Source organism: Allofranklinella schreckenbergeri (genome assembly GCF_003703475.1).
Classification (GTDB): Bacteria; Pseudomonadota; Gammaproteobacteria; order Burkholderiales; family Burkholderiaceae_C; genus Lampropedia; species Lampropedia schreckenbergeri.
Map to the genome: position 1 here is coordinate 287985 of NZ_RDQM01000001.1, position 19280 is coordinate 307264.

Genomic DNA, 19280 nt, shown 5'->3' on the forward strand with positions numbered 1-19280 from the left:
AATCTTTTTGCCAATTTGTTTATGCTCGTTGCATGAGAGCGAAATACCCAAGCGACATCAGCCCAGAGCAATTTGAGCATGTGCGCCCTTTGCTGGAGAGCGCGCGCAAAAGCACCCGCCCGCGCACGGTGGATCTGTATGAGGTGTTCTGCGCCGTGCTGTACCTGCTGCGCACAGGTTGCCAATGGAGAGCTCTGCCGAGTGACTTTCCCAAATGGCGCACCGTACACGCCTACTTCCAGATCTGGAGCCAGCCCAATGAACAAGGCACCAGCTTGCTGCAGCAGGCTTTAAAAAAATCAAGTTGGCGCGGCCCGCGAGAAACAGGCGCGCAACGCATGCAGCGCCTTCTTGATCGTGGACGCACAGAGCGTCAAGGGCAGTGACACCGCCCGCCACAAAGGCTATGACGCAGGCAAGAAAGTCTCGGGTATCAAACGTCACATCGCGGTCGATACCCAAGGTCTGCCTCACGCCATTGCTGTGACCACAGCCAATGTGACGGATCGCCAAGGCGCGCTACAGGCGCTCATGCGTTGTAGCCCCGCACTCAAGCGCGTACAAAGTTTGCTGTGTGACAGTGGCTACGTGGGCAAGCCTTTTGCACAGGGCGTGCAAGCCATTTTGGGAGCGCACGTCAATGTGCAGATTGCCAAGCGCAGCCAGTTGCACACCTTCAAGGTGATGCCCAAGCGCTGGGTTGTGGAGCGCAGCTTTGCCTGGCTGGACAAGAACAGACGCTTGTGGAAGAACTGCGAGCGCCTGCTCAATACCAGCTTGCAGTTCATCCACTTGGCTTTCCTGGCGCTTATCCTAAAAAGATTTTGAACAGGCTCTTAGAGCGTGTTATGCACTTTGCGCTCCCCCGCGCTGGCCCCAAAACCGTGTAATCGCAAGGCGGCGCGCCGCCAAGGCTGGCTGCCTTGGTAAGCGGGCCAACGCGGCGAGTGCATGGTTTTGGGGCCAGCCCGAAGGGAGAGCGCCCCAGCATGCGCATTGCGGCGTTGCCGTCCCCTTGCAGCCCGCCAGGCTGCGGCGGGGACGGCGCCTTGCACTGCACACGCCGGGGCGCTCTCGCGGGGGGCGAAAAGTGCATAACACGCTCTAAATAGCTTGCCCCGCCACGAGCGCCGCTTGCTCGCCCGATGCGGCATGGCGCGGCGGCGTTGGCAGGGCCTGCAAATGCCCTACATCGCCCCAGGCCAGCAGGCGCAGATGCTGGGGCGTCCACAGCATGCGGTGGATGGAGGTGTTGTCGATCGCCCACGTGCGCGGGGCATCCAAGGGCAAGCCCGTCGCCTGGCGATACAGCGTATCGAGCACGCCGCCGTGGCTGACGATGGCGATGTGCCCGCCCAGGTGCGCGGCGGCCAGGGTGGCGATGGCAGCCAGCACACGCGCCTGCAATTGCAGCAGGCTTTCACCCTCGGGCGGCTGGTAGTGCGGATCGCGGGCGTGAAAGGCCTGGGCCTGCTCCGGCGCTTGCGTGCGCAGGGCCTCCAGCGTCAGGCCTTGCCAGCGGCCAAAGTGGCGCTCGCGCAGGCCTGCATGGGCCTGCAAAGGCTTGTGGCTGCGCTGGTGCAGCGCCTGGGCGGTTTGCCACGCGCGGGCCAGGTCGCTGCTGTAGATGGCGTCGATATCGCTGTCGGCCAGCGCCTGGGCCATGCACTGGGCCTGGGCCAGGCCCTGGGGGTTGAGCGGCACATCGGTATGGCCCTGGATGCGCCGATCCTGGTTCCACGCCGTTTCGCCGTGGCGGATGAGGGTCAGGCGGGTGCTGGCGTGCGGGGCGGGCACGACGTGGGCATGCGATACATCTTGGGTGGGCATGGGGTGTGATGAGAGAGCAAGCAAAGAGCAATGGCAAGAGCCATCAAAGGCAGCACCATAGCGACACGAAGAAAAGGCACTGTGCCAGAACCGCGCTGGCGGGCGGCGCAGCTTCACCGATAATCCTCGGCTTTGCCAGCGCGCGCTGGCGGCAGGCCCGCCGCTGTGGATCGCTCCAAAAATTCCATTTCAAAAAAATAAAAAAAAGAAAAAATACACCCGTTTCGGCATGACTGCATTAAAGCGGGTTTTCTTGAGATTTCCCTTGATTTGAAAGATAAAGCAGAACCGCCATGTCCCAATTGATGATCGTTTCGATGCTGATCTTCTTTGCCTTGTCGCTGCCTGTGGCGGTGGCCATTGGTTTGGCGAGCCTGACGGGGATTGCATTCGCAGGCATCAACTGGCTGGTGTTTCCGCAGCAAATTTTTGCCGCGCTGGACAAGTTCCCGCTCATGGCCATCCCCTTTTTCATCCTGGCCGGGCATTTGATGGAGGCGGGCGGCATCTCTCAGCGCATGGTGGATTTCGCCAAAAGCCTGGTGGGCGGCATCCAGGGCGGCCTGGCCATGACCTGCGTGCTCACCTGCATGATTTTTGCGGCCGTGGCCGGCTCCAGCGTGGCAACGACCTTTGCGGTCGGCGCCATCCTCATCCCGGCGATGGTGCGCCACGGCTACCCCACGCCGTTTGCCGCCTCGCTGCAAGCCACGGGCGCCGAGCTGGGCGTCATCATTCCGCCGTCCGTGCCGATGATTTTGTATGCCGTCTCGACCGAGACATCCACCGGCGAGGTGTTCATCGGCGGCATCCTGCCGGGCCTGCTCATCAGCGGCGCCTTGATGCTGTATGTGTGGCTGTACGCCCGCCGGCACGGGCTGGGCCAGCGCGATGGCGAAGATCGCCTGCCCGTGCTGAAAGCGCTGGCGCGCTCCTGGCTGGCGCTGTTGATGCCCATCATCATCCTGGGTGGCATTTATGGCGGTGTTTTCACGCCGACGGAGGCCTCCGTCGTCGCCGTGGTGTATGCGCTGGCGCTGAGCCTGTTCGTGTACCGCACGCTGCGCTGGCGCGCGCTGGGGCAGGTATTCCACCGCGCGGTGGTGGGCACGGCCATCATCATGTTCATCATCGCCAATGCGGGGGTGTTCAGCTTTTTGCTCAACCGCGCAGGCGTGCCCGATGCGCTGGGGCAGTGGCTGGGCAGCCTGTTCGAGAGCAAATACCTGTTTTTGCTGGGCTTGAACGTGGCGCTGCTGGTCATCGGCATGTTTATTGAGACTTCGGCCTCCATCGTCGTGCTGGCGCCGCTGTTGATGCCGGTAGCGCAGCAGTTCGGCATCGATCCGGTGCACTTTGGCATCATCATGATCGTCAACCTGGCGCTGGGCATGGTCACGCCGCCCATGGGGGTGAACCTGTTTGCCGCCTGTGCCATCGCGCGCATTTCGCTGGAGCAAATGGTGCGCCCGTTGCTGCCCTTCGTGGCGCTGGTGCTGGGCTGCCTGATGCTGATTACATACGTGCCCGCACTGTCGCTGCTGCTGCGCGACTGGGTGTATCGCTGATTGGCCGCCCTGCTTTCCCCGTCTTTCGCCTGCCGCCCTCGCTGCCAGCCGCCATGTCCGAACGCTTGCGCCCGCCATTTGCCATCTTGCGCCCTGGCGACCCCTTCCCCGACTACGGCTCGGTGACGGAAGCGCAAGGGCCGCTGGCCATTGGCGGCGATCTTTCCACGGCGACGCTCAAGGCGGCTTACAGCCGCGGGATTTTTCCCTGGTTCAGCGAGCCGCCCGTCCTGTGGTGGTCGCTCAATCCGCGCATGGTGCTGCGCACCGAGGCTTTTCGCCTGCACACATCGCTGCGCAAAACCATCACCCGGCTGCACCGCAGCGGCCGTTTGCTCATCCGCATGGACTATGACGTCGCCAGCGTGCTCGCCCATTGCGCGCATATCGCACGCCCCGGGCAGGATGGCACCTGGCTCAATCGTTATATGCAACGCGCGTATCTGGACTGGCACGCCGCAGGGCATGTGCACAGTGTGGAGACATGGCTTGACGGCCAGCTCGCTGGCGGGCTGTATTGCGTGAACATCGGTCAGGCGGTGTTTGGCGAATCCATGTTCAGCCTGCAACGCGATGCATCCAAAATCGCCTTGGCGGCTCTGGTGGCCTTTTGCCGCAAGCACGGCATCGGCTGGATCGATTGCCAGCAAAACACACCGCATCTGGCCTCGCTGGGCGCTGGGGAAATCCAGCGCACTGGCTTTTTGCACCTGCTGCGCCACAGCCTGGTGCAACCCGCACCCATCTGGCAATGGGCGGCGCAAGATTGGCGCTGGCTGACGCCAAGCATCACCGATCAAGCCCTTTAAGAGCCTGTTCAAAATCTTTGCACGGCGGCCAAGAGAGCGGATTTGGGCGGTCTGCTGCGTTGCAAAGCCTCGCCATAGCGGGCGCTATGGCTGTGTTTTGCGCCTTGCAGCCCATCCCAAACCGCTTCTTGTCCACTCGCGCCGAGATTTTGAACAGGCTCTAAGAACAATTTAATTACAAATCAAAAGAAAATTAACAACCCCTTTTTGGCAAAACTGCACTCAAAGGAAAAATACATTGATTTGTAATTAAGGCATATCTTCCAACGGCATCACAACCGGCGGCTCAAAGCTGGCATCTGGAGTCTGAGCGGCGGTTTGGCAATCTTCCTGCATTTCACGCACGACCTGGCCTGAGGCAGTCTCGAACCACACACCCACACGTTGGCCCTGGCTGTTGACGGCCTGGGCACGCCAATTACGGCCATGCACACGGATCTCATGCACACGCCCATAACCCGCCTTTTCCAAGGCCAAGCGTACTTGTATCGGCGTCATTGGTTGCTGCGCTGTGGGAGCGGCGGCTGCCACCGCAACCGCCGTTTGACGCAGGCAACGTCTTTTTTCTGCGAATGCCACAGCCGAGAAAACGAATGCAATCACGATGATCACGCCCAGCACGCCAAGGGAAGCGGTCTTGGGGAGATGTCCCATGTTGCGCGCAGCTAAGGCTTAATCGTCCCTGCGCTCTCGCAGCACGGCCCCCGAGTGGGGATCGATGCGCAAATCCACGCGCTGCCCCGCCCTGTTCACGGCATCGGCCTCCCAATAGCCGTCGTCGTCGTAATCCACATCATGGATGCCTGTGTAGCCAGCTTTTTCCAACCGCGCGCGCACTTGCTCCGCCGTCAAGGAAGGCGCTGCCGCACGGGCCGGTTGCTGGGCCAAAGGCGTGGGCTGCGCAGCATCGCGGCGCGATGAGCGCATTGCATCGTCATCGGGCTGCTCGCGCAACACCGTGCCCGTGCGCGGATCCACACGCAAGTCCACAGCCTGCCCTGCAGCATTGACGGCATCGGCCTCCCAATAGCCATCGTCGTCATAGTCCAGATCGTGCACGTGGGTGTAGCCCGCTTTCTCCAGCGCGCCACGCACTTGCTCAGCACTCAAACCCGAGGCGTACGCCGCAGGCAGCGCCACCAAACTTGCACTCAGAACCCACAAGGTCAAAGGTTTCATGGTCATTTCCCTCCAATATTTGCTGTTTTCAAAACTTTTTTATGGCCCGCTCAAAAGCGGCTGCACTTAATCGTCCAGGTGCTCGCGCACGACTGCGCCAGTAAACGGATCAACGCGCACATCCACACGTTGGCCTACGGCGTTGACCGCTTCAGCCTCCCAGTGGCCGCCTTCAAACTCCAGATCGTGAATGTGGCGATAGCCTGCATTGGCCAGCGCGGCGTAGATTTGCTGTGCGGTCAACAGCGGGTTGCCCACGCCGGGCACCGCCGACCCCAAGCCGTCAATCTTGTCGTTCAGCACCTCCAGCGTCAGCGGGTGCAACACCAATTCGACTTCGAAGCCAGCGAGGTTGCGCGCTTCCGCTTTCCAGAAGCCATCGTCCATTTCCACATCGTGTACGTTGCGGTAGCCCAGGTTGTACAAATGCTGGGTCACGCGCTGCCAGCCCACTTGGGCAGCGGTTGCCGCTGTCACTTCGCTCACGTGGTTGTTCGCGTCCAGCAGCAAATCGACGCGCGCGCCAGACAGCGTGGTGCCTTCGGCCGTCCAGACGCCGTGGCGCAGCTCAAGGTCGTAAATCGCCTGGTAGCCCTGGGCCTGGAACGCCTGCAGGGCTTCGACCGCATTGGTGGCAGCCTGAGCCTGACCGGCAAAAAGAGTGGCACCCAATGCCACAGCAGCAGCCAAACGCAAGGAAGTTTTTTTCATGAGAGGACTCCTTTAAAAAGCAGGAACAAAAACGTGATGGAAGCCATTGTGCAAAGCCCCCGCTAAACGCTGCTTGAAGCGGTTATTCATGCTTTGTTTAAGAAGGCCCGCCATCATGCTCGGCCATGCGAAATTGCCCCCTTGTCTGCCTTGGCCTTGCGCTTTGCGCCAGCATGAACTGCGCCGCAGAGTCATACCCCGTTGCATCGCCTGTTGCCAGTGAACAACACAGCGTGCGCCAAGCTGTCTCCAGCGGGCGCTACAAACCTCTGGCAGAAATCCTGCGCACGGTGGAGCGCCATGTCCCCGGGCGTGTGGTGGAAATCGAGATCGAAACGCACCCACTGTATGGCACGGTATACGAAGTGGAGGTGCTCGACGCGCAACACCGCAAACGCGAAGTTTCCATCCATGCAGAAACAGGCCGACTGGTGGAAATCGACGAGCGCCCCGTCACGCCCGAGCGCCTCATCCCCCTGCCCCAATTGCTGGAGCAATTGCACAAGCAGTACCCCGGCTATGTGGAGGATGCCGAGTTGGAGTTAAGCGGCGATGGGCGCAGTCTTTACGCCATCAAAGTCATCCAGCCCACGGGCCAGTTGCTGGGCGTGCTGGTGGATGCCAGTAGCGGCAAAGTGCTGCAAACCTACCCGCCACTGGGCAGCACCCCTCAGCCCATGCGCCCGCTGCATGAACTGCTCGATGAAGTGCTCAAGCGCTACCCCGGCATCGTGCAGGAAGCCGAAGTGGAACGCCAACGCCACGACAACCGCTGGCACTACGAAATCGACATCCGGCAGACCGACAATACCGTCACCCTGCACGTAGACCCCTACAGCGGCCACGTTTTGCGCGAGCAGCGCAAAAAACACAAATAGCCCTGCCCCACTGCCCCTTCCCATGCGCATTCTGATCGTAGAAGACGATGCCGCCCTGGCCGCCAGCTTGCAACAAGTGCTGGGCCAGGCAGGCTTCGTCGCCGAAACCTGTGCCGACGGCAACGAAGCCATCTTCCTGGGCGAAACCGAGAGCTACGACGCTGCCGTGCTCGATTTGGGCCTGCCCGGCATGGATGGCATTTCCGTGCTGCACCACTGGCGCGAAGCGGGCTGCCACATGCCCGTGCTCATCCTCACAGGGCGCAGCCGCTGGAGCGACAAGCTCGCGGGCTTTCAAGCCGGCGCTGATGACTACCTCACCAAGCCTTTCGTGCATGAGGAAGTCGTGCTGCGCCTGCGCGCCCTGTTGCGCCGCGCCGCGCCTGCGCCCAGCCAGGGGCAGGCATTGCTCAAAGTGCGCGAGCTGGAATACGACACCCTGGCCCAGCGCGTCAGCCTGGCCGGGCGCAGCATCGCGCTGACGGCGCAGGAGCTGAAAATCCTCGCCTATCTCATGCACCGCCCCGGCGTCACCGTCGCCCGCACAGAGATTGCCGAGCACGTGTACTCGCGCGATCTGGATCCCGACTCCAACTCCATCGACGTACTCATTGGCCGCATCCGCCGCAAAATTGGCGCTGAGTACATCGAAACCCAGCGCGGGCTGGGCTTTCGCATGATCCAGGGCTAGCCCCCCCCAGAGACGGTGACAATGACACGGTGATGTTTGCATTCAGAAACGGCATCAGCCTCACCACGCGGCTGCTGTGGCTAGGCCCGCTGCCCGCCATGCTGCTGCTCATCGTGCTGGGCAGCCTGCTTTACAACCGGCTGAGTGAAAGCCTGCACGGCGGTCTGGTACAACGCCTGGAGGAGAGGGCCGACGCCCTCCAGGCCGATTTCCTCCTCACTCCCAACGGCCAGTGGAAATACCAAGACGGCTCGCGCGATGGTGAGTTCACGCAAATTTTCTCCGGCTGGTACTGGGTGCTCCAGCCCCTGCCGCCCACGCCTGCCGCACAGTCCGGCCAGCCCCAAAGCACCTCGGCCGCCGCCATCTCGCAAAACACCTTGTACTCGCGCTCGTTGTGGGACGGCAGTCTCAGCGGCCCGCCCCGCCCTGCGCGCGCGGGACTGTTCAGCCAGACTGATCCGCGCGGGCGCCCTTTGCTGGGCATTGCCCGGCCTGTCAGCATCGATGGCCCTGCCGGCCCACGCCACGCCCTGTTGCACGTTTACACCTTGGCTGAGCCGCTGCACGGCGACCTGGCCCGCATTCGGCGCAGCCTGTGGCTTGCCCTGCTGCTGTTCCTGCTCGGGCTGGCCGCCAGCACCTGGCTGCAATTGCGGGTGGGTCTGCGCCCCTTGCAGCAATTGCAGCAGCGCCTCTCACGCATGCACGATGCCAGTCAGGCCGAACTCGAGCGCCTGGGCCAGGGCTACGGCCCCGAGCTGGATCCGCTGGCGCAGGAAATCGACGCCCTGCTGGAGCGCAACGCCCGCATGCTCGCACGCGGACGCACCTACGCTGCCGACCTCAGCCACGCCATCAAAACCCCGCTGGCGCGCCTGAGCGCCCAAGCCAGCGCCCAGCCCAGCCTGCCCAGCGCGCTGGTGCTGGAGCAGGTACACAGCATCCACGGCTTGATCGAACGCCACATGAGCCGCACCAGCAACGCCAGCGATAGTGCGCCAGGCCTGCTGCAACGCATTGCCGTGCTGGAGGTGGTGCAGGCGCTGGTGCAGCTCATGCAGCACATCCATGCCGAGCGCGCGCTGCAATGGCAGGTGGATGCCGACGCGCTCGCCCACACCCTGCGCTGGCGCGGGGAGCAAAGCGACCTGGAAGAAATGTTGGGCAATTTGCTGGACAACGCCGGGAAATGGGCCCGCAGCCAAGTGCGCGTGCACCTGGAACTGCAAGCGCCCCCCACGCCCGGCGCCCGCCCCACGCTGTGCATTGGCATTGCCGATGACGGCCCCGGCATTGCCGACGAAAACCTGGCCCTGGCAGGCCAGCGCGGCCAGCGCTTTGACGAGCGCACCCCCGGCAGCGGCCTGGGCCTGAGCCTGGCGGCGGAAATCGCCCACAGTTGGGGCGGCGCCCTGGAGCTGGGCCGCAGCGCCGATCTGGGCGGCTTGCAGGCGCGACTACGCCTGCCCACGAGCTAGCGCCTGCCCTCAATAGGCCACCCAATCGATTCAATCAATAGTAAAAACAAACCCAATACTATCATGCCTAAACAAGGTTGTTTTATTTCCTATTGATTTATAAATAAAAAGCCTTCCGTCTTTAAACAGACCCCCAACGCGCTCACGTCGCCCCCAACAAATCCTTCAGCGCATACAACTGCGCCTGCGCCTGGCGGGGCGAGAGCGCATCGATATCCAATGCGGCCAAGGCCTGCTCCACCGCGCTGGGCGCTTGGGCGCTTGCGCCCTCCTCGCCCGCTGCCCCATCGGCTCCCCACGCCGGCGCCCCATCGCCCGGCCCGGTCGCAACCAGGCCATCGTCCAGCGCGGCGCTGAACAAATCGCCCTGCGCCTGCGTGCCTTGGCTTTGCAAATGCTCCAGCGTGGCGCGCGCGTGCTGGATCACGCCCGCAGGCATTCCCGCCAAACGGGCGACGTGGATGCCGTAACTGCGGCTGGCCGGGCCGGGCTGCAATTCGTGCAAAAAGACGATGTGCGAGCCTGTCTCGGCCGCCGCCACGTGGGTGTTGATAGCGTGTGCCAGCTTGGCGGGCAGCTCCGTCAGCTCGAAGTAATGGGTGGCAAACAGGGTGAACGCCTGGGTTTTGTCGTGCAAATAGGTGGCAATGCTGCCCGCCAGCGCCAGGCCGTCGTAGGTGCTGGTGCCGCGGCCGATTTCGTCCATCAACACCAGCGAATGCGCCGTGGCGCTGTGCAGGATTTGCGCCGCCTCGGTCATCTCCAGCATGAAGGTCGATTGCGCGTTGGCCAGGTCATCGGCCGCACCGATGCGGGTGTGGATGGCATCGATGGGGCCGATGCGGCAGCTTTGCGCGGGCACGTAGCTGCCCATGCTGGCCAGCAAGGCGATCAGGGCCACTTGCCGCATATAGGTCGATTTGCCGCCCATGTTGGGGCCGGTGATGATTTGCATGCGCCGCTTGCCGCCCAGGGCCGTGTCGTTGGCGATGAAGCTGGTTTGCGCGGTTTGCGCCAGCCGCATTTCCACCACGGGGTGGCGGCCTTGCACGATGTCGATGCACGGCTCGATGGCAAATTGCGGCGCGCACCAGCCCAGCGTGGCCGAGCGCTCGGCCAGCGCGCACAGCGCGTCCAGTTGCGCCAGCGCCCCGGCGATGCGGTAGAGCGCGGGGATGTGCGCCTGCAATTGCTCCAGCAGTTGCTGGTAGAGGTGCTTCTCGCGCGCCAGCGCACGCTCCTGAGCGGAGAGGGCTTTGTCCTCGAACGTTTTGAGTTCCGGGGTGATGAAGCGCTCGGCGTTTTTGAGCGTCTGGCGGCGCTTGTAATCCACAGGCACGCGGTGCAACTGGCCTTGCGAGACTTCAATGTAAAAGCCGTGCACCTTGTTGTATTGCACGCGCAGGTTGGCAATGCCGGTGCGCTCGCGCTCACGCGCTTCCAGCGCCAGCAAAAAGGTGTCGGCGCTGTCTTGCAGGGCGCGCAGTTCATCGAGCTCGGCGTCAAACCCTTGGGCGATGACGCCGCCATCGCGCACCAACGCGGCAGGCTCTTGCACGATGGCCGCTTGCAGCAGGTCGATCAAGCCTTCGGGCGCAGCCAGTGCGGCCAACAGGCTGTCGAGGCAAAAGGCGCTGTTCTCCGTCGCTGCGGTGGCTTCGGCAACTCCGGAGGCTTCGGCAACCTCGGCGCTCTGGCGGCCATTGGCCAGCGCCAGCGCCTGGCGCAAGGTGTTTTTCAGCGCCACCAGCTCGCGCGGGCGCACCTGCTCCAGCGCAATACGGGCGCTGATGCGCTCCACATCGGCCGCGCCCTGCAACGCGCCGCGGTAGTGCTGCCACAGCGGCAGCGCCGCGCCTGCGCGCAAGGCGCCAATGCGCTCCAGCCGCTGGGCGGCGATGCGGCGATCGCGCGGCGGGTTGAGCAGCCATTGCTTGAGCTGGCGGCTGCCCATGCTGGTGGCGCAGGTATCCAGCAGGGAAAACAGCGTCGGGCTGCTCTCGCCGCGCAGGGTTTGCACCAGCTCCAGATTGCGCCGCGTGGTCGCGGGCAGATGCAACGTGGCGTCGTCGCGCTCGACTTCGATGCCTTGCAAATGCTGCAAATCGCGCCCCTGGGTGTGGGCCGTGTAATGCAGCAGCGCAGCGGCGGCGGCGTGGGCCAGGGGCAGATCGGCCGCCTCCCAGGCGTGCAGGCTGGCCACCTGCAAATGCCCGGTGAGCTTGCGCACCCCCAGCGCCGCATCAAACTGCCAGGCGGGCAAGGCCTGGGCGGCGCTGCCCTGGCCGCTGAGCTGGCGCTGGGCCAGCAGGGCATCCAGGCTGCGCGCGCTCTGGGTCGGCGCGCCTGCGCTGTACAGCGTCTCGCTGGCGCCAATGCGGTCCAGCCAGCCGTTCAACGCCCCCGCGCTGCATTGCGCCAAATGCACCACGCCCTGGGTGATGCTCAGCCACGCCAGGCCATAGCGCGCCTGCCCCTTGGCCTGGCGGCCCTGCGCTTCGTGGATGGCCAGTAGCACCGCCTCCTGCTTGTCGGGCAGCAAGGCCGCATCGGTGAGCGTGCCGGGGGTGACGATGCGCACCACCTTGCGCTCCACCGGGCCTTTGCTGGCCGCCGGATCGCCAATTTGCTCGCAAATGGCCACCGATTCGCCCAGCTTGATCAGCCGCGCCAGATAGGTATCGACCGAGTGAAACGGCACGCCCGCCATGGGCACGGGCTGCCCTGCCGATTGCCCGCGCTGCGTCAAAGTAATGTTCAACAACCGCGCCGCCTTGTGCGCATCTTCGTAGAACATTTCATAAAAATCGCCCATGCGGTAGAAGAGCAGCGTGTCCGGGTGCTGGGCTTTGAGCGCCAGATACTGGGCCATCATCGGCGTGTGGCCGCTGAAGTCGTTGGCAGCGTTGGAGTCGTGGGTAGAAGCAGCGCGCATGGGCTTTCGGGCAATGCAAAAGGGTGGCGATTGTAGGCAGCGCCACTGGCGGGAATTTTTCAGCGCTGGCCGTCCAGGCTTTGCAGCATCGCCATTTCCAAATCGTCAAAACCAGCCTGCAAACGCGCCTGCATATTGAACGGGCCTTTGATTTTGGCGCGCAAATAGCCCGTCAATAAGGATTCAAAGGTTTTTCGATAATCCAGTTGGCGCTGCACACAGCAGTATTTGAACCAATGCGAGCCAATGGCAACGTGGCCGTGCTCATCACGGTAAATCACATCCAATAACCGGGCGGTGCGGTTCTCCCCCGCCTGGCGTAGTTTCTCCTGAATATGGGGCGTGACATCCAGCCCGCGCGCCTCCATCACGCGCGGCACCAGGGCCATGCGCACCATCACATCGTGCTCGGTTTCCACGCAGGCTTCCCACAAACCGGCATGGGCGGGGAAGTCGCCGTAATCGGCGCCCACATCGCGCAAGCGTTGCAGCATCAGGCTGAAGTGGTAGGCCTCCTCCTTGGCCACGCGAATCCAGTCGCGGTAAAAATCCTCCGGCATATCCTGGAAGCGGTAGGCCGCATCCAGCGCCAGATTCATGGCATTGAATTCAATATGCGCAATGGCGTGCAGCATGGCCTGCAAACCTTCCACGCTGCCCAGCCCGCGCTGGCGCACGTCGCGTGGCGCCACCAAGGGCGGTTTGGCAGGCCGCCCCGCATCGGGCACGGAAACCACCGGGATTTTCTCGCGGTGAAACAAACCATCGCGATAGCCATAATAAATGGCGTAAATCTGGCGGATTTTTTCATCCACGTCGCAACACATCAGTGCGCGATAAAGGGCTGGATAAAGATTTTCAGTCGTCATTCAAGAAAAAATCCCTGCATATTCAGGCCGCCGCAAGCGGCGCGCGCACTATAGATCAGCTCCCGGGCCTTGGATGGGTTTATGCCCGGCTATGGCAAACTCGCGCGTTTTTCTTTTTCCCCACCGATTGCCCATGTCCTCTGCCCCTCTCGCTGACGCAGCCCAACAAGCCATCCACCGACTGATTGCGCAGGAGCTGGGCGCGGCTGTGCGCCAGGTCGAAGCGGCCGTCAAGCTGCTGGACGAAGGCGCGACCGTGCCCTTCATCGCGCGCTACCGCAAGGAAGCCACCGGCGGGCTGGATGATGCCCAACTGCGCACGCTGCAAGAGCGCCTAGGCTACTTGCGCGAGCTGGAAGAGCGCCGCCGGGCGGTGCTCAAGAGCATTGAGGAGCAAGGCAAGCTCACGCCCCAACTGGCCGCCTCCATCGCCCAGGTGCAGACCAAGCAGGAGCTGGAAGACCTGTACCTGCCCTACAAGCCCAAGCGCCGCACCAAGGGCCAGATCGCGCGCGAAGCCGGGTTGGAGCCGCTGGCAGATGTGCTGTTTGCCGACCCGAACCTCACCCCCGCCGAGGCCGCGCAGCCCTACGTCAAAGCCGAAAAAGGCGAGGACGGCAGCGACTTCACCACCGTGCAGGCAGTGCTCGACGGCGCACGCGACATCCTGGCCGAGCGCTGGGCCGAGGACGCGGCGCTGGTGCAGGCCATGCGCCAGTGGCTGTGGGAAGGCGGCGTGCTCAGCAGCCGCTTGATCGAGGGCAAGAACCCGCAAGACCCCGAAATCGCCAAGTTCAAGGACTACCACGAATACGACGAGCCGATCGCCCAGGTCCCCTCACACCGCGCCCTGGCCGTGTTCCGTGGCCGCGCGCAGGACATCCTGCACCTGCGCCTGGCCCAGCCGCAAGAACCCGAAGCGGGCCAGCCCAGCCTGGCCGAAGGCCACATCGCCCTGCAACTGAAGTGGAGCCACCAGGGCCGCCCGGCCGACGACTGGCTGCGCAAGGTGGTGGCCTGGACCTGGCGCGTCAAGCTCAGCCTGTCGCTGGAGCGCGATTTGTTCGCCCGCCTGCGCGAAGCGGCCGAGGCCGTGGCCATCAAGGTCTTTGCCGACAACCTGCGCGATTTGCTGCTGGCCGCGCCCGCGGGCGCGCACACCGTGATGGGGCTGGATCCGGGCATCCGCACCGGCGTCAAAGTCGCCGTGGTGGACGCCACCGGCAAGCTGCTGGACACGGCCACCGTCTACCCGCACGAGCCGCGCCGCGACTGGCAAGGCAGCCTGCACACCCTGGCCGCGCTGTGCGCCAAGCACCAGGTGGCGCTGATCGCCATCGGCAACGGCACGGCCAGCCGCGAGACGGACAAGCTCGCCGGCGAGCTGGTCAAGCTCCTGGCCGACAAGGCCGGCCAGCGCGTGCAGAAAGTCGTCGTCAGCGAGGCCGGGGCCTCCGTCTATTCCGCCAGCGCCTTTGCCAGCGAGGAAATGCCCGACGTGGATGTGAGCCTGCGCGGCGCAGCCAGCATCGCCCGCCGCCTGCAAGACCCGCTGGCCGAGCTGGTCAAGATCGACCCTAAATCCATCGGCGTGGGCCAGTACCAGCACGATGTGAACCAGACTGAGCTGGCCCGCACCCTGGGCGCGGTGGTGGAGGACTGCGTCAACGGCGTGGGCGTGGACCTGAACACCGCCAGCGTGCCGCTGCTCTCGCGCGTCTCCGGCCTGAGCGCCTCGGTGGCGCGCTCGGTGGTGCGCTGGCGCGAAGCGCACGGCGCGTTCAAGAACCGCCAGCAACTGCTCAAGGTCACCGGCCTGGGGCCCAAAGCCTTCGAGCAAAGCGCGGGCTTCTTGCGCATTCGCGGCGGCGACAACCCGCTGGACATGACCGGCGTGCACCCCGAAACCTACCCTGTGGTGCAGTCCATCCTGGACGGCACGGGCAAATCCGTCGAGCAAATCATGGGCGATACCGCCTTGCTCAAAAGCCTCAAGCCCGAGCAATTCGCGCGCGAAGGCTTTGGCGCCATCACCGTCAAGGACATCCTCGCCGAGCTGGAAAAGCCCGGCCGCGACCCGCGCCCGGACTTCGTTGTGGCGCGCTTCAACGAAGGCGTGCAGGACATTGCCGACCTGAAACCCGACATGGTGCTCGAAGGCACGGTCAGCAACGTCGCCCAGTTCGGCGCCTTCGTCGATCTGGGCGTGCACCAGGACGGGCTGGTGCACGTGAGCCAACTGGCCAACAAATTCGTCGCTGATGCGCGCGAAATCGTCAAGACCGGCCAGGTCGTCAAAGTCAAGGTGTTGGAAGTGGACGTGCCGCGCAAGCGCATCAGCCTGACCATGCGCCTGGACGCCAGCGCCGCCAGCCACAGCCAAGGCGCTGGCGCGCGCGGCGAACGCGGCCGCAGCCCCGCTGGCGCGCGCAACGCCGCGCGCCAGGCCCAGCCGCAATCGGCCATGCAATCGGCCTTTGCCAAGTTGCAGGGGTTGAAAAAGTAAGCGCGCCCAAAAACGCAAAACACCAATCAAAGGAAAATCAATATCAATGCAGAATTGCCGAAACAAGTTGATTTATTTTCCTTTGATTGATAATAAAAAGATATTACACACACTCAATCTGCCTTTCACCCCATCCGCACCATGAAGGCCGCATGCACGCCACCGCTGGAGCATTGCCCTGAACGCAGCTTCTCAGTGGCGGATTTCCACCAGTTCGGCCAGCGCAACGCATTCGGTTACCGCTTCCCGCAACTGGACGCCGCGCTGGAGCGCAAGGGCTGCGACCCCGCCCACTGCTGCGTTGCCAAGGGGCGGGTGCTTGAGTGTGCGATTCGCCCTGGCCTGTGCCTGGTGCTCTCGGACATTGACGTGCTCCAGCCCTATCAGTCCACTTCCCAGGTGCACAGCGAATTCGCCGTGTGCTTTCTTCTGCAAGGCCAGGCGGACGTGCGCTTGCACACCCGTGAAGAACAAATCCTGCGCCTTCAGCCCAGCCTGGCCATGAGCGCCCAGTACGGCGAGGGCGCTGCCATCAGCGGCCTGCACGCCGCCGGCCAGCGCCTGCGCAGCGTCTCCGTAGCCCTCACCGATGCCCACGCCTTGCAGGAAGACAGTGCGCTGGCAGCCTGTGCACATCTGGCGGCGTGCCATACCAGCCGCCCCCAGGTTCGCGCCTGGCGCACCAGCACCCACGTGCGTCAGATCGTCTCCGGCCTGCTCCAGCCCCCGTGGCACGGCCCCCTGCAAAAGCTCTATATGGAAGGCGCGACCCTGCAATTGCTGGCCTGTGGGCTTGGCCACTGGGTGCAAGGACAGGCTCAAGGGCAAGGGCCTGACCTGCCCGCAACGGCTGCGCGCGCCGGCGGTTCGCCCACGGCGCGCGACATGCGACGCCTGGAACAAGTCCGCGCCCTGCTGCACGAGCAGCCCGAGCAAGCGCATTCCCTGCACGCCCTGGCCCGGCTGGCCTGCATGAGCGTCAGCACCCTTGGCCTGAAATTTGCGCAGGCCTATGGCTGTTCCGTGTTTCAGTACCTGCGCAAGCGCCGATTGGAGCTGGCGCGCGAGCAGCTCCAGCAGGGCATCAGCGTGGCCCAGGCCGCCGCCAGCGCGGGCTACCGCCATCCGGCCAGCTTCTCGGCAGCCTTTCGCGCGCATTTCGGGCACTCCCCCACCGCAGCATGCAAGCGGGCGTGGGTGGATAGCCTGCCTTGCCGGGCCTGAGCAGGCCGCCAGCCACGCTTTCCGGGCCTTGCGCCCCTGCCCCAACAATGCGCATTTTCGGGATTGCGCCATGTTTTTTCGTGTTTGCGCCAACGTCGGCGCACAGGGCAATTTTTAGAGTCAGGGATCCCCTATCGCCTGCGGCGCACGCGCATCCACTCGCGCGCGCGGACACCGCAGCTTTTTCGATCCCCTGCACCTTGATCTGCCATGTCCCCGACATTTGCTGCCTTCCCCTCCATGCATCCCGCTCCCCCCGTCCCCCCTGCCGCGCGACGTTTGTCCGCACTGGCCTGCGCATGCGCTTGTCTGGCTGCTGGCGCGGCATGGGCGCAAGCGGACCAAAGCGCTGCATCGCCTGCCATGCCATCCCTCGCGTCACCGCAGCAGCGGATCGGGGCGCAAACGCCTGACGATCAGGCCAGCGTCGCAGGAGTCCTCCAGGCTGTCACCGTCACCGGCAGTTTTCTGACCACGGAAGGCACGCCTTCCTACACCGCCACGCTGACCAATTCCACCACCGGCATGGCGCAGGAGCTCAAGGACAGCACCCAGTCGGTCAGCATCATCACCAACCGCCGCATGCAGGACCAGCCCGAGCTGGGCCGCATCATCGACGTGATTGGCAACGCCACGGGCCTGAGCTTGCAGCAAAGCGAGACCAACCGCTTCAGCATCTCCTCGCGCGGCATGAACGTGAGCAGCGTGTCCTACGACGGGGTCACCACCTACTACGACACGCGCTTCAACTTTGGCGACAACCTGATGGACACCGCCCTGTACGACCGCGTGGAAGTGGTGCGCGGCGCCACCGGCTTCATGACCGGGCCCGGCAACCCGTCAGCCTCCATCAACCTGGTGCGCAAGCGCGCCAGCTACCGTGGCCCAGGTGTGCAAGGCAGCGCGGCGCTGGGGCTGGGATCATGGCAATTGCGGCGCGGCCAGCTTGATGCGTCCACAGCCCTGACTACCGATGGCAGCGTGCGCGCCCGGCTGGTGGGCGCCGCGCAACACCGCAACGGCTTTCTGCACCGCCACGGTGAGCAACGCCATGTGCTGTTCGGCACGCTGGAAGCCGATCTGGGCGCCGCCACCCAGCTTCGTCTGGGCGCGGACTGGCAGCGCAACCGCAGCCACGGCGTCATGAGCGGCGGCCTGCCCCTGTTCTACAGTGACGGGAGCCTCACCCATTTCGACCGCGCCACCAACATCGCCCCACGCTGGGCCGAAGACCATAACCACAACCGCAGCGCCTACGTCGTCGCATCGCACCAATTCGCCAGCGGCTGGAAGGCCGAAACCAGCTACACCCACGCCAGCGCCAAGCGCGACTTTGACAATACCTATGCCTTTGGCAGCCCCGCCCCATTGACGCATACCGGGCTGCAAACCTCTGCCATGAACCGAATCCTCGGCAGCCGCGTACAAAGCAGCTGGGATGGCAAGCTCAACGGCCATTTCGACGCCTGGGGTCGCACCCACTTCGTGCGCCTGAACGCCAGCTTCAACCGCAACCGCTACCACAACGCCTACCACGCCCCCTTGCCCGGCCAGTTACCGCGCACGTGGGGCGACTTCACCCAACCCGGCTTCGATTTGCCTGCACCCCAATACCAGAGCGAGAGCTTCACCACCCAGCGCGGCACCCGTACGCAGTACGCCCTCTCTGGCATTACCGAGCTGTCCGTGACCGATGCCCTGGCGCTGACCCTGGGCCTGCGCCTGAGCCGTTATCAAGTGCGCGACGACAGCTTCGGCCCCTACTTCAAGCCGCACAACCAGCGCCTGAGCCAGCCCTCGCGCTACCTGGCGCTGAGCTACAAGCTCACCCCGGAACATTCGCTTTACACCAGCTACACCGACATCTTCCAGCCCCAGACGGCCATGGATGCCAGCGGCGCTTATCTGGAACCCGTGATGGGCCGCAATTACGAAGTCGGCTTCAAATCCGGCCTGTATGGCGGACGGCTCAACACCGCCATCGCCCTGTTCGAAATCCGGCGCGACAACGTTGCCATCGCCACCGGCGACACCGGCCCCGGCGGCCAGGCCATCTACCGCCCGGTCGATGGGGCCAGAACACGCGGGCTGGATGCCGAAATCTCAGGCGCCATCACACCGCGCTGGAATGTGCAAGCCGGTTTGACTACCTTTGTGGCCCACGATGCGCAAGGCCAGCGCATCAGCCGCGAAAGCGCCAACCGCAGCTTCAAGCTCTTTACCACCTATACCTTTGCTGGCAGCGCCCTGCACAACCTCACCATCGGCGGCGGCTTGAACTGGTACGGCCCTACCCTACGCAGCGTGCGCAACCCGGCACGGCAAAGCGTGGACATCCGCCAGCCTTCACGGGCCATTGCCAGCTTGATGCTGCAATACCGGCTGCACCCGCAGGCCATGCTATCGCTGCACGTCAACAACCTGTTCAATCAGCGCTACTACACCAGCTACGGCGCATTCACGCAGTATCAGTGGGGCACCCCACGCAACGTGCAGCTGGGATTCAATTACAGCTTTTAGAGCGTGTACGCACTTTCGCCCTTGGCACGGAAGCCCACGGACACGTATCACGTATCGCTGGCAGCGCCACACACGCTCA

The 19280-nt window shown here is 63.9% G+C and carries 16 protein-coding genes; 10 read left to right on the forward strand and 6 right to left on the reverse strand.

All coding sequences use genetic code 11. The features are described 5' to 3' along the window. Nucleotides 1-32: 32 nt before the first annotated feature. Nucleotides 33-828, forward strand: a protein-coding gene (locus EBQ26_RS01250; RefSeq protein ID WP_122237199.1) for an IS5 family transposase whose coding sequence is annotated in 2 segments (ribosomal slippage) — nt 33-295 and nt 294-828 — 798 coding nt in all. Because the reading frame shifts where the segments join, the coding sequence is not laid out codon by codon here. Nucleotides 829-1104: 276 nt separating this feature from the next. Here the strand turns inward: EBQ26_RS01250 and EBQ26_RS01255 are convergent. After that, a complete protein-coding gene (locus EBQ26_RS01255; protein ID WP_122237200.1) occupies nt 1105-1830 on the reverse strand; it encodes a histidine phosphatase family protein in 726 nt (241 codons plus the stop codon). Nucleotides 1831-1838: 8 nt separating this feature from the next. Between EBQ26_RS01255 and EBQ26_RS12525 the strand changes: the two genes are divergently transcribed. Genes EBQ26_RS12525 through aat form a run of 3 tightly spaced genes read left to right on the forward strand, consistent with a single transcriptional unit; the run spans nt 1839 to nt 4207 of the window. Further along, nucleotides 1839-2063 (forward strand): hypothetical protein, encoded by a 225-nt coding sequence (locus EBQ26_RS12525; protein ID WP_147473392.1) that lies wholly within the window; start codon nt 1839-1841, stop codon nt 2061-2063. Nucleotides 2064-2123: 60 nt separating this feature from the next. Further along, on the forward strand, nt 2124-3398 hold the full coding sequence (locus tag EBQ26_RS01260; protein WP_122237201.1) for a TRAP transporter large permease: 1275 nt from the start codon (nt 2124-2126) through the stop codon (nt 3396-3398). Nucleotides 3399-3451: 53 nt separating this feature from the next. Then, nucleotides 3452-4207: a leucyl/phenylalanyl-tRNA--protein transferase gene (gene aat, locus EBQ26_RS01265; protein ID WP_122237202.1), complete on the forward strand. Its 756-nt coding sequence runs from the start codon at nt 3452-3454 to the stop codon at nt 4205-4207. Nucleotides 4208-4456: 249 nt separating this feature from the next. Here aat and EBQ26_RS01270 read toward each other — a convergent pair whose 3' ends face one another. From EBQ26_RS01270 to EBQ26_RS01280, 3 genes are all read right to left on the reverse strand, one after another. Further along, the gene (locus tag EBQ26_RS01270) at nt 4457-4861 is read right to left on the reverse strand and encodes a PepSY domain-containing protein (RefSeq protein WP_122237203.1); all 405 of its coding nucleotides are present in this window, start codon (nt 4859-4861) and stop codon (nt 4457-4459) included. An 18-nt stretch (nt 4862-4879) separates the two neighbouring features. Continuing rightward, nucleotides 4880-5386, reverse strand: a complete 507-nt coding sequence (locus EBQ26_RS01275) for a PepSY domain-containing protein (protein ID WP_238944051.1) — start codon at nt 5384-5386, stop codon at nt 4880-4882. A gap of 66 nt (nt 5387-5452) precedes the next feature. Then, entirely contained in the window at nt 5453-6097 is a 645-nt protein-coding gene (locus tag EBQ26_RS01280; RefSeq protein WP_122237205.1) for a PepSY domain-containing protein, read from the reverse strand. 173 nt (nt 6098-6270) lie between these two features. Between EBQ26_RS01280 and EBQ26_RS01285 the strand changes: the two genes are divergently transcribed. From EBQ26_RS01285 to EBQ26_RS01295, 3 genes are read left to right on the forward strand one after another with little or no spacing between them, the layout of a single operon-like run. Continuing rightward, the gene (locus EBQ26_RS01285; protein WP_238944052.1) at nt 6271-6975 is read left to right on the forward strand and encodes a PepSY domain-containing protein; all 705 of its coding nucleotides are present in this window, start codon (nt 6271-6273) and stop codon (nt 6973-6975) included. Nucleotides 6976-6997: 22 nt separating this feature from the next. Next, entirely contained in the window at nt 6998-7666 is a 669-nt protein-coding gene (locus EBQ26_RS01290) for a response regulator transcription factor (protein ID WP_122237207.1), read from the forward strand. A 32-nt stretch (nt 7667-7698) separates the two neighbouring features. Then, nucleotides 7699-9147 carry a sensor histidine kinase gene (locus EBQ26_RS01295; RefSeq protein ID WP_122237208.1) on the forward strand — a complete coding sequence of 483 codons (1449 nt, stop codon included), beginning with the start codon at nt 7699-7701 and terminating at the stop codon, nt 9145-9147. Between the two features lie 142 nt (nt 9148-9289). Here the strand turns inward: EBQ26_RS01295 and mutS are convergent, their stop codons facing one another. Both mutS and EBQ26_RS01305 read right to left on the reverse strand, forming a co-directional pair. Next, nucleotides 9290-12082: a DNA mismatch repair protein MutS gene (mutS, locus tag EBQ26_RS01300; RefSeq protein ID WP_238944053.1), complete on the reverse strand. Its 2793-nt coding sequence runs from the start codon at nt 12080-12082 to the stop codon at nt 9290-9292. A 59-nt stretch (nt 12083-12141) separates the two neighbouring features. Next, the gene (locus EBQ26_RS01305) at nt 12142-12951 is read right to left on the reverse strand and encodes a ferritin-like domain-containing protein (RefSeq protein ID WP_238944054.1); all 810 of its coding nucleotides are present in this window, start codon (nt 12949-12951) and stop codon (nt 12142-12144) included. A gap of 133 nt (nt 12952-13084) precedes the next feature. On the opposite strand from EBQ26_RS01305, the gene EBQ26_RS01310 reads away from it, so the two are divergent. From EBQ26_RS01310 to EBQ26_RS01320, 3 genes are all read left to right on the forward strand, one after another. Then, a complete protein-coding gene (locus EBQ26_RS01310; RefSeq protein WP_122237210.1) occupies nt 13085-15457 on the forward strand; it encodes a Tex family protein in 2373 nt (790 codons plus the stop codon). Between the two features lie 141 nt (nt 15458-15598). Next, nucleotides 15599-16681, forward strand: a complete 1083-nt coding sequence (locus EBQ26_RS01315; protein WP_122237211.1) for a helix-turn-helix transcriptional regulator — start codon at nt 15599-15601, stop codon at nt 16679-16681. A gap of 363 nt (nt 16682-17044) precedes the next feature. Continuing rightward, the gene (locus tag EBQ26_RS01320; protein ID WP_238944056.1) at nt 17045-19201 is read left to right on the forward strand and encodes a TonB-dependent siderophore receptor; all 2157 of its coding nucleotides are present in this window, start codon (nt 17045-17047) and stop codon (nt 19199-19201) included. The last annotated feature ends 79 nt before the right edge of the window (nt 19202-19280 follow it).